We start from the raw sequence: 11,532 nt of genomic DNA, 5'->3' as shown, positions 1-11,532 counted from the left end.
TTTTCAAATAGAGCGAGCGTTGTTATAATTCACATATTAATAAAATATAAAGTTTCACTCGTATAATAGCAGGGATATGGCCTGCAAGTTTCTACCGGATTACCGTAAATAATTCGACTATGGGTGAGTAATAGATCTTGTTGCATAAGGAAGGCTTTTGCTGATTCATTTTTCATTCATGCCCAAGAAGTATTGCTTCACTCCAAAAAAGTGCCGCAATGTTTCTTGGGCTTTTTTATATGCCGGGAAATAATTGCGTGGTTTATGGGTCAATAAACATCCAAGATTGGGAGGAACCTTCATGCAACTTTTAAAGGAAAAAATCTTGTCCGAGGGTCAAGCTTTATCAGAAGATATTTTAAAAGTAGATTCATTCTTAAATCATCAAATGGATCCTATGCTAATGAAAGAAATTGGTAAAGAATTCGTAAAACGTTTTGAACAAAAGGAAATAACGAAAGTGCTGACGATTGAATCTTCAGGCATTGGACCTGGTTTGATGGCTGCGTTGGAATTGGAAGTTCCGCTAATTTTTGCCCGAAAACGTAAATCACTTACTTTAACAAATGATTTAGTGACGGCGTCCGTTCATTCCTTTACAAAAAAAGAAACCAATACTATTACGGTTTCCAATAAATATATTGAAGCTGGAGATAAGGTTTTGATCATCGATGACTTCCTTGCGGTCGGACAGGCAGCCAGGGGCTTGGTGGAAATCTGTAAGCAGGTTGGAGCAGAAGTCGCCGGAATCGGGATCGTGATTGAAAAAGCATTCCAAAGTGGTGGAAAGGATCTTAGGGAACAAGGTTTCCAAGTGGAATCACTTGCACGAATTTCTGAGTTGAAATTCGGTGAGATAACGTTCGCTGAGGAAATGGAAGGAGCAACGGTCAATGTCTAATCAATCACCTTTAAAAGTTGCTTCCTTAGGATTACAACATGTTCTTGCCATGTATGCCGGTGCAGTCGTCATTCCATTGATTGTCGGTGGGGCGCTGGGATTGACTGCAGCGCAGTTAACTTATTTAGTTTCGATAGACATTTTGATGTGCGGGATAGCAACTTTATTGCAAGTGTGGAAAAATAAATTCTTTGGAATTGGGCTTCCGGTCGTCCTAGGCTGCACATTCACAGCAGTTAGCCCGATGATTGCAATTGGTACGCAATATGGAATCAACTCCATTTATGGATCTATATTGGTGTCGGGATTGATCGTCGTTATCATTAGTAAATTCTTCGGAAAACTGGCAAGGTTCTTTCCACCCATTGTCACTGGATCGGTCGTTTTGATTATTGGTATTACGCTCATTCCTGTTGCCATCAACAATCTTGGTGGAGGCCAAGGTGCTGCTGATTTCGGAGACTTGAATAATGTAGCTCTTGGTTTTGGAACTTTGTTATTCATTATATTTATGTATAAATTCTCATCAGGATTCGTACGCTCCATTTCTATTTTATTGGGGCTGTTAGTCGGAACATTTGCAGCTTTCTTCCTTGGAAAAGTGGATTTTAGCTCAGTGGTCAGTGCCACTTGGCTGCATATGCCTCATTTTTTCTACTTTGGAACTCCTACATTTAACGTCACGGCGATCATTACTATGACATTGGTGGCGATCGTCAGCTTGGTGGAATCGACTGGTGTTTATTATGCCCTTGGAGAAATCACGGACAAAGAGATTTCAGAAGACGATCTAGCTCGCGGATATCGTTCTGAAGGACTTGCCATCATGATTGGCGGTTTGTTCAATGCGTTTCCGTATACGGCTTTTTCACAAAATGTCGGATTGATTCAATTGTCAGGCATTAAAACTAAAAATGTCATATACACAACAGCTGGCATTCTCATTTTCATAGGTTTTGTTCCGAAAATTGGTGCATTCACGACAATTATCCCTTCATCGGTACTTGGCGGTGCAATGGTTGCGATGTTCGGGATGGTAATTGCCGCTGGAATTAAGATGTTGAGCAAAGTGGATTTTGCTTCTCAAGAAAATTTATTGATCATTGCTTGTTCAGTAGGTATGGGACTTGGGGTGACGGTCGTTCCTGAGCTATTTGCGCAAATTCCGGAAAGCTTTCAAATCTTAACGGAAAACGGTATTGTAGCCGGAAGTTTGACTGCCATTTTCTTGAATATCGTCTTTAACATCGTCCCTACAAAAGGGAAAGTAAAGGAAGCGCGTATTGAAGGGAAAAATGTAGCCTGATTAAAAATAGATTCGGTAAACTTGATAGTTTCACCCATTAAATGCCCAAAATCCTCAGGTGATGAGGATTTTGGGCATTTTTTCATTTAGGCCGAAGCATATCATTGATAATGAAATTTGAGTTTTGTCAGATAAAAGGAAACTCTCTTCACTTTTCGAATATATTGATAGTATATGTTTAGGAAAGTAGTGATAGGGATGGAGAAAAAATATTGTATTCATTGTCGAACCATTCTAAGCCAGGAGTATAGGTGCAGTGTTTGTGGAAAAGAGGAGTTTCAAAATATCATTATTCAAGTGCAAAATCAATCTTCAGTAAAGAAAGAAGAATGAAAGCGCCCCCTTACCGATTATAGGTAAGGGGGTTTAATGTTTCATGAACCATCTGGCTATAAAGCATAAATGATATCCCGTTGGGTATATTAACCATGTAATGAATAATAAGGGGTGGAGTCATGCCGTATTTATTATCTGCATCACATATTAAGCTGCCGCATTTATTTTCACAGGAAAAAATCATGGAATTTTCTAGAGAAATATTTGGAGCATCGTTTAAGAATATAGAACGGTTACTAAAGGCCTTTAAGAATGGACAAGTGGAAAATCGATATTTTTCAAATGATCTTGATTGGTTTAAAGAGGATCATTCTTTTGCCGATCGGAATGATTTATATATTCAACAGGCAGTCAAGTTTGGAAAAGAAGCTATAGAAAAATGCTTAGCCAACACAGAATTTTTAAAAGAAGAACTGCGGGCAAACGAGCTAGATGCTTTCTTCTTTATCTCAAGCACGGGGATTGCTACCCCGACCATTGATGCCAGGATAATGAATGAACTCCCATTTAACCCGCATGCTAAAAGGATTCCGATTTGGGGGCTTGGCTGTGCAGGGGGAGCGAGTGGCCTATCACGTGCTTTTGAATATTGCCAAGCATACCCGACGGCGAAGGTCATTGTTTTATGTGTGGAGTTATGCAGTCTGACATTTCAAAGGAATGATATCTCCAAAAGCAATTTAATTGGAACTTCCTTATTTTCTGATGGAGTAAGCTGTGTTTTGGTTTGCGGTGATGAAGTGCCGGATGAACAGTTTTCCAAAAAAACAAGACATTTACAATTTTTGGATTCTCGATCTACGCTTATGCCGGATTCATTGGATGTAATGGGTTGGGATGTTAAAGATCAAGGGTTATACGTGATCTTTTCGAAAGATATCCCTACAATCATCAAGGATTGGCTTAAACCGAATGTTCAAGAGTTCTTAATGGGGAATGGATTTGATCTCACGGATATAAAAGATTTCATTGCTCATCCTGGAGGCAAAAAAGTAATTGATGCTTATCACGAAGCCCTCGGGTTCGATGAAAGCATGACTGCAGAGTCAATGAGCGTATTGAGGGAATTTGGCAATATGTCCTCAGCAACTATTTTGTACGTCCTGGAGAGGTTCATGCAGCGTGGCGGGAATAAAAATGAGGTGGGCTTGGCTGCTGCATTAGGGCCTGGGTTTTCATCTGAACTTGTGTTAATGAGGTGGAAGTGATGATCTTTGCCATTTTCATTATCTTGATCGCTATACAGCGCATGTTTGAATTATATATCGCCAAACAAAATGAAAAACAGCTGAAAGTTGCAGGAGCAGTAGAATATGGTGAGTCCCATTACAGGTGGATGGTACTAATGCACCTTAGTTTTTTTATTGTTCTCATTATTGAAGTGGTCGTGCTTGAAAGGGATGTGGCGGGACTTTGGCCAATTTGGCTGACCCTTTTTCTAATTGCGCAGTCAGGAAGGATTTGGGTAATCCGCTCATTGGGAAAACATTGGAATACAAAAATCATAGTGGTTCCTGATGCCGATGTAGTCATTAAAGGTCCTTATAAATATTTCAAACATCCGAACTATATCATAGTGGCAACTGAGATTATTGTTATTTCCTTATTATTCAATGCATATTATACAACTATCATCTTCAGTTTATTGAATGTTTGGATGATGACGGTAAGAATCCCGCTGGAAGAGAAGGCATTAAAGGAACATACGGAATATTCTACGGTTTTTAAGGGAAAATAATAAAAAATGTTAATTTCTTATTGAAAATGATTATCGTTCGTGATAAGATTCTAAATGAAGATGAAAATTATTCTCATTCGTATTTCGATAAATTTATTTTAATAACTAATAACTAATAACTAATAACTAAAAGCTAATCAATATATAAGAGGATGGTGTTGGTAATGGTTTGGGTATTCATTTTATTGACAGTCGCTACATATGGTTTTGTGATGAAACATGTATTGAATAATATTCAAAAACCGGCAAAGGCAGTAAAACCTTACACCGAGTCACCAATGGAAAACCGAGCTGCATTTAACCCCACCCCTACAACCAGGTAAACATCCTGGTTTTTTTTTTGCATTCAAAGTCAATATGATTCAAACTGCATGAATCCACCAATCGGTGGTTTTTTTTTTGAACAAGGCCTGTAATGAATCATATAGTAAAAATAAAGCTGATGGTATGAATAACAAACGAAATCGTTTACAATAAGAATATCAAAATGACGATAGATTAAGGGGTATGGATTCATGATTCAAGAAACATTAAAGCAACAGTCCAAATTGGGGATTTTGACTGCCATGTATGAGAAATTTCAATCGGCAGGTGATACAGGGAATGCCGATAAACTGAAACAGTTAATCATGAAAGTGAATAATGAGGAGTTCATCATTGCTTTTTGCGGGCATTTTTCAGCGGGGAAATCCAGTATGATCAACTTTCTCCTCGGTGATCAAGTATTGCCTTCAAGTCCGATTCCAACAAGTGCAAATACCGTAAAAGTCCAAAAAGGGGAAGACTATGCCAAAGTCTTTTACCATCATCAGCCACCAGTCTTATTTCCTGCACCTTATGATTTTAAAGAGGTCAAGAAATTTGCCAAGGATGGAGATTCAGTATCGGCAATAACGATAAGCTCCAATGATTTTTCACTGCCGGATTCATGCGCGATCATGGATACGCCAGGAATTGATTCGACAGATGATGCACATAGAGTTTCTACGGAATCTGCCTTGCATTTAGCTGATGTCGTCTTTTATGTCATGGACTACAATCACGTCCAATCAGAAGTGAACTTCCTATTCACGAAAGAATTGTTAGAAGCTGAAAAACCGACATACTTAATTATCAATATGATCGATAAGCATGATGAGAACGAGCTAAGCTTTCAAGACTTCAAGCTTTCCGTTTCTGAAGCATTTGCGAACTGGAATGTATATCCTGATGGTATTTTTTATACATCCGTAAGAGACTTGAACAATACCGAAAATGAAATAGAAGTGGTCAAGCAATTCATATATGAAATGGCGGGCAAAGGTCTGAATGATGGGAAAGATGCCATCATGCAATCGGCTAATGCCCTGGTCGAAAGGCACCTTAAATGGGTTAAGGAGCAGTATGAAGAGGAACATGCCGATGATTTTGAAGTATTATCGGAACTTCCTCATGAAGAGCGAATACACCTGACGAATCAGGTGGACAGCCTATTGAAAGAAAAAAAATCATTAACTGGACGTATAGAGGAAATCAAGGTCCAATATGCTGATGCATTAGAAACCATTTTGAAAGGTGCGTACATCATGCCCGCGGCAACACGGGACCTAGGTAAATCTTTCTTGGAATCGGCTCAGCCGGACTTTAAAATGGGTCTATTATTTGCCAAGAAAAAAACGGATGCCGAACGTGAGGCACGGATCACGGCGTTCTTGACCGATTTACAAGAAAAGGTGAAAACCCAGCTTGAATGGCATCTTAAAGAACTAGCCGTTAAAACGCTTAATCAAGCGGAGATCCATGATTCAACACTTGAAAGTAAGGCTCAGGCACTTCAGATCGAGGTAACGGAATCTTACATAAAAAACTCTTTGAAGCCTCAAGTCGATATTACGGGTGAATACGTTTTAAACTATACGAATGATTTGGCATCAGCCATCAAAAAGAAAGCGCGTGATGTATCAGAAGGATTTTTGAATAATATGGTTACCGTTATGGAAGGAATAGTGGAACAGCAGTCTATATCCATTGATAAGGAACTTGAAGGTTTTTCTGAATTTGCGGAAGCCCTTAAAGTCACTGCTGCTATGAACGCGGAAATCGAGTACCAAACGGAACGTTTAGAGGCCATTGCTCATCAAACTGAATCATTAGTCGATGAGCGCGATATCGATATGCTTTTAACTCAATGGAATGAAGAGGAGAAAAATATTACAGTCAAAATCATGAAAACCGATAAAGGAAGTAATTCAAGGTCCGTCAACGAACAACCTGAAACGGATCATGTTAAAGAAAACACGGAAGCTGTACCTTCCGTGACTGTTTCTTCATCTGATGCTACTGATTTACGCGGAAAAGAAAAGCTGATGGAGACTGCAACGAGTTTGAATCATGCGGCCAAGTTGATCCAACCATTGAGAGGGTTTCAATCACTTTATAAAGAATTGAAAGAGAAGGCAAATCGCTTGGAACAGCAAACGTTCACGGTTGCCCTTTTCGGTGCATTCAGTGCGGGTAAATCTTCTTTTGCCAATGCGTTGATGGGAGAAAGCGTCCTTCCTGTTTCACCAAATCCGACCACTGCCGCAATCAACAAAATCATGTCTTCAGACGCGGAGCATCCACATGGAACGGCAACCGTCAAATTAAAGACGGAAGCGATGCTGTTGGAAGATGTAAGCCTGGCCTTGGCAGCTTTTGATAAATCGGCAAAGACTTTAGATGAAGCACTTCAACTAGCAGGACAAATCATTGCGAAGGCGGGGGAAGTCGATAAGGGGAAAACGCATTTATCCTTTCTAAGGGCGTTTCATCAAGGGCTTCCTGAGTACCAAAATGACTTAGGAAATGTGGTTACGGTAGATCTTGAAGGATTTAAACGTTTTGCTGCAGAAGAGTCCAAGTCGTGTCTTGTTGATCTGATTGAATTGCGTTATGACTGTGAAATGACAAAGCAGGGGATGGTCCTTGTTGATACACCTGGGGCGGATTCGATAAATGCACGACATACAGGAGCAGCTTTCGAATATATTAAGAATTCGGACGCCATCCTTTTTGTGACCTATTATAATCACCCATTTTCACGGGCAGACAGGGAGTTCTTGATACAACTGGGACGTGTGAAAGATTCATTCGCTATGGATAAGATGTTTTTCATTGTCAATGCCGTCGACCTGGCACAAACCACTGACGAATTGGACGAAGTGATGGATTATGTCACAGATCAATTGAATGGATTCGGAATCCGTTTTCCAAAACTGTTCCCGCTTACGAGTAAGGGAGCGTTGATGGAAAAACAAACGCCTGGTTCGTTTAAGCATTCGTTCCTTCCTAATAGCGGAATCTCGGAATTCCAAGGTCAATTTGATTCTTTCATAGAAAACGATTTGACTGGACTTGCAATTGAATCGGCTCAAGCGGCTGTAATAAGAACGGAAGAACTGCTACGAGATGTAATTACAGCTTCCAGGCAGGATGAGAAAGCGAAACGAAATGCCCTGGAGACCCTTTCTCATGAGGCACAGTCCATTTCTGAACTCCTCTCAGTCATTAAAGGGGATGCAGAAAAGCAACGTTTGAAAAAAGAGATAGACGAATTGACTTTCTATAGTAAACAACGGGTCTTCTTCCGGTTTAATGATTTCTTCAAAGAATCGTTCAATCCGGCTGTTTTAAAAGATGATGGAGGCGATCTGAAAATTGTCCTCAAGCAATCGATGAAGAACTTATTGGATGCGTTAGGGTTTGACCTTGCCCAGGAAATGCGGGCAACGGCTTTAAGGACGGAAATGTTCGTAAATAAATTACTGAATGAGAAACAAAGCAGTTTGCTTCAGCAAATGCAAAAAATAAGAAGAACCCTTTCATTACAGCCATATGAACCTAATGAGAGGGAGTCCCTTGAATTTACAGGAGCTTTTGACCAATTAGATACGGGGGAATTCAAAAAGGAATTGGCATTATTTAAAAATCCAAAATCTTTCTTTGAAAAAAATGAAAAAGCGAAAATGAGCGAAGGGCTTCAGAAGCGTTTAGATGAACCTGCCCTTATATATGTAAAAGAACAGGGTGAGCGGATTTTCGAAATGTATAATGAAGTCCTCGATCAAGAGTTACTCGCGATTCAAAAAGAGTTTAAGGCGGAAATATCGGATATCTTTGCAGGTTTACGTGCAGCATTGGAGGAAACGGTCGATTTACCGTATTATGAAAATGCCGTAGCGGAATTGGCAAAAATGCATTCGAAATAGAAACGGGGTCCATTCATGAAAGAAAACCTTATTTCACGTTTGAGAAACCTGGAAAAGAAAGAGGATATGACCATTTTGATGGCTGCTGTTACTGGCAGCCATTCTTTTGGTTTATCATCGGTCCAATCGGATTACGATGTTCGGTTTATATATGTTCATAATGATAAGCGATCATACCTCAGTTTGAGTCAGCCAGTTGAAGTCATTCAATTCAAAGAAGGCCTATTTGACATCGAAGGCTGGGATCTATTTAAATCATCCCGCCTTACCTTAAAGAGTAATCCTGCTCTTTTTGAATTATTTCAATCGCCAATCAAGTTGATAACCCATCCGGATTATTATAGGAAAATGAATGGTTTGATAGCGGATTCCTATTCCAAAAAGGCACTGGGGCACCATTACTATCGGATGATGAGCGACAATCTTCAACAATTGACAAAAACAAGGGATTCCGAAAGAAAAGAACTAAAAATATGGGTACAAGTATACCGTTCGTATTTAATCCTTGAATATATCATCCAACGGAGTTCACTGCCACCATTACCGGTATGGGAATTACTTGATTTGGTTTCAATTGATCTAGAACTGAAAACCATGATGATCCGGATTTTTAAGGCAAAACAAATGGAAAAATGTATAAGCGACATTGAAATTGAAAAGAATCTTTCGCTGATAGAAGGGAAATCACTTTCCATAAAGAATGAGATAACTAGGCTACATCAAGGGAAGAACATGGAAACGGAGCTTAATGAATTAATTTGGACCATTTTTAAATAGGGGGTTTTGCAGATGAGTTTTATAATCGAAAAAGAAGAGCTGCTGCCGTTGTTGAATTCCAGTGATATCAGAATTTGTGATTGCCGCTTTCAGCTAGGCTCTCCTGATGCAGGGTATAATGAATACAAAAAAGACCATATTTCCGGCGCTGTTTATTTCGATCTTGAAAAGGACTTATCGGGGCAGGTTCAAGAACATGGCGGAAGACATCCTCTTCCCGACCTGGAAACCTTTAAAGATAAACTGGAATCAAATGGAATCACAAATGATACGGTTCTTATTGCTTATGATGGCGGGGAAGGTTCTTTTGCTTCCAGGTTTGTCTGGCTGCTGAGCTACCTTGGGCATCAGAAAGTCTTTGTTCTTAACGGGGGATATCGCGCCTGGAGGGATGCGGGCTATCCGATTGACTCGAATCAAATGAATTATGTTCCAACAGAATATCATATCGATTTAAATGAGTCCGTTTTTGCATCTTTTCATAAAGTGAAGGATTACACAATGAATAGGCCTGACGATGTCGTATTAATGGATTCAAGGGAATCTAAACGTTACGAGGGAATCGAGGAGCCGATTGATAAAAAAGCCGGCCATATACCTGGTGCAGTAAATAAGGTGTGGACGAACGTTGTGGAAAATGGCTATTTTAAAAAGAAGGAAGATCTTCAGTCGAATTTCACAGGCATAGGTAAAGATAAGGAAATCATTGTGTACTGTGGTTCAGGTGTAACGGCATCACCCAATTATATCGCCCTGAAAGAAGCAGGCTTTAAAGATGTGAAGATTTATATTGGCAGTTTCAGTGACTGGATCTCCTATGATGATAATCCAATTGAATAATATTTTTTCCAATTAAACGATCCTTAAAAAAGAGGACAGTTATGTTAAAATGGAAGTACATCATGATAGAGGTGATAATGTGTTAATGAAAGAAAATGAGCAGCATCCTTCCTTTATGCTTGTCGATGGGATGGCGCTTTTATTTAGAGCTTTTTATGCAACGGCCGTTACTGGTCAATTCATGATTAACTCAAAAGGCATCCCGACTAATGCCGTTCAAGGTTTTTTGAAGCATATGCTGACGGCGGTGAATCACTTTTCACCTAGTCATGTAGCGGTATGTTGGGATATGGGCAGCAAGACTTTCAGAAATGAATTATTTGATGGATACAAGGCTAATCGATCAGAAGCTCCAGTCGAAATGATCCCTCAATTCGACCTAGCGAAAAAAGCGGTTGAAGCATTTGATATCCCTAACATAGGGCTCTCTGGATATGAGGCGGATGACTGTATCGGGACAATTGCCAAGGCATCTGCCAAACATAGCCGGGTGGGTATATTGACTGGCGATCAAGATATGCTACAGTTAATAGATGAAAACATCTCCGTACTATTGTTAAAAAAAGGGTATGGTAACTATGAAGTGCATAATCCCGATAGCTTTTTTGAATGGAAGGGGATCACACCAAGACAAATGATCGATTTAAAAGCTTTAATGGGTGATACAGCTGATAACTATCCCGGAGTTAAAGGAATTGGGGAGAAGACAGCGTTGAAATTGTTGATCCAGTATCAAAGTATCGAAGGGATTCTTGAAAATGTTACTTCATTGACGAATGGTCAGCGGGCTAAAATTGAATCCGCAGTCGATATGCTTCATTTATCCAGAAAGCTAGCAGAAATAAAATGTGATGTACCAATTTCATGTTCTTTGGACGATGCCGTCTATCAGTATGATCGCGAGAAGGTCAAAAATCTGGCTAGAGATCATGAATTCAAGGCTTTACTGCGAATGATCTAATCAAACAAGCGGAGCTTCCCAATGGGAGCTCCTTTATATTGTATGGTGAGTTTTTTGTCGAAAAATGGATAGTCAAAATCTTTGATATACGGTAAGATGAAAATAAGGCATGAAGTATGGAGTGGATACAGAAGTGGCGAAATCAACTGAAGAGTATGTTAGTTTTTTAGAGGGTAAGGGATTCACTTTTGGTAATGACGCAATTGGTTTTATTTATTTTGGTAAGCGCTACACGGATGCGAGTGATATTTTAGTCAATGCAGCAATAGAATTGACATTGAAGGTACAAAAGAATTTTGATGGCAGCTTTTATATCTCCTTTTTGGAAAACTTAAAACAAAATGGCATTGAAACGCGTAGTGCAGCGGTATCGTTTGCAAAAGAACAAGGGCTGCTTAAATAAATCGGACTTCGTAACTGGAAGTCCGATTTATTTTATTGGGC

At 39.6% G+C, this 11,532-nt stretch carries 10 protein-coding genes and 1 riboswitch; all 10 genes read left to right on the top strand.

Annotated features, from left to right (window positions below):
• The first annotated feature begins 38 nt into the window (after positions 1-38).
• Positions 39-140: riboswitch (purine riboswitch) on the top strand.
• A gap of 161 nt (positions 141-301) precedes the next feature.
• The 10 genes from Q8G36_RS06795 (at position 302) to Q8G36_RS06750 (ending at position 11,491) form a co-directional block, all read left to right on the top strand.
• Positions 302-901, top strand: coding sequence for a xanthine phosphoribosyltransferase (locus tag Q8G36_RS06795; RefSeq protein ID WP_305160039.1), 600 nt, complete (start codon positions 302-304; stop codon positions 899-901).
• Positions 894-2,207: a nucleobase:cation symporter-2 family protein gene (locus tag Q8G36_RS06790; RefSeq protein WP_305160038.1), complete on the top strand. Its 1,314-nt coding sequence runs from the start codon at positions 894-896 to the stop codon at positions 2,205-2,207. The genes Q8G36_RS06795 and Q8G36_RS06790 overlap by 8 nt, the downstream gene beginning before the upstream one ends.
• A 455-nt stretch (positions 2,208-2,662) precedes the next feature.
• The gene (locus tag Q8G36_RS06785) at positions 2,663-3,751 is read left to right on the top strand and encodes a type III polyketide synthase (RefSeq protein ID WP_305160037.1); all 1,089 of its coding nucleotides are present in this window, start codon (positions 2,663-2,665) and stop codon (positions 3,749-3,751) included.
• On the top strand, positions 3,751-4,281 hold the full coding sequence (locus tag Q8G36_RS06780) for an isoprenylcysteine carboxyl methyltransferase family protein (RefSeq protein ID WP_305160036.1): 531 nt from the start codon (positions 3,751-3,753) through the stop codon (positions 4,279-4,281). Before Q8G36_RS06785 ends, Q8G36_RS06780 begins: the two co-directional genes overlap by 1 nt.
• Positions 4,282-4,445: 164 nt before the next feature.
• Positions 4,446-4,604, top strand: coding sequence for a hypothetical protein (locus Q8G36_RS06775; RefSeq protein WP_251430661.1), 159 nt, complete (start codon positions 4,446-4,448; stop codon positions 4,602-4,604).
• Between the two features lie 192 nt (positions 4,605-4,796).
• Positions 4,797-8,510 carry a dynamin family protein gene (locus tag Q8G36_RS06770; protein WP_305160035.1) on the top strand — a complete coding sequence of 1,238 codons (3,714 nt, stop codon included), beginning with the start codon at positions 4,797-4,799 and terminating at the stop codon, positions 8,508-8,510.
• Positions 8,511-8,525: 15 nt separating this feature from the next.
• On the top strand, positions 8,526-9,287 hold the full coding sequence (locus Q8G36_RS06765; RefSeq protein WP_305160034.1) for a DNA polymerase beta superfamily protein: 762 nt from the start codon (positions 8,526-8,528) through the stop codon (positions 9,285-9,287).
• Positions 9,288-9,299: 12 nt separating this feature from the next.
• A complete protein-coding gene (locus Q8G36_RS06760) occupies positions 9,300-10,127 on the top strand; it encodes a sulfurtransferase (RefSeq protein ID WP_305160033.1) in 828 nt (275 codons plus the stop codon).
• Positions 10,128-10,212: 85 nt separating this feature from the next.
• Positions 10,213-11,088 (top strand): 5'-3' exonuclease, encoded by an 876-nt coding sequence (locus Q8G36_RS06755; protein WP_305160146.1) that lies wholly within the window; start codon positions 10,213-10,215, stop codon positions 11,086-11,088.
• Between the two features lie 121 nt (positions 11,089-11,209).
• Positions 11,210-11,491, top strand: coding sequence for a DUF6123 family protein (locus Q8G36_RS06750; RefSeq protein WP_305160032.1), 282 nt, complete (start codon positions 11,210-11,212; stop codon positions 11,489-11,491).
• Positions 11,492-11,532: the final 41 nt, after the last annotated feature.

Source organism: Peribacillus frigoritolerans, assembly GCF_030676415.1.
GTDB lineage: Bacteria > Bacillota > Bacilli > Bacillales > DSM-1321 > Peribacillus > Peribacillus frigoritolerans_A.
The sequence above is the reverse complement of the archived record's forward strand: the minus strand, read 5'-3'. Positions and strand labels throughout refer to the sequence as shown.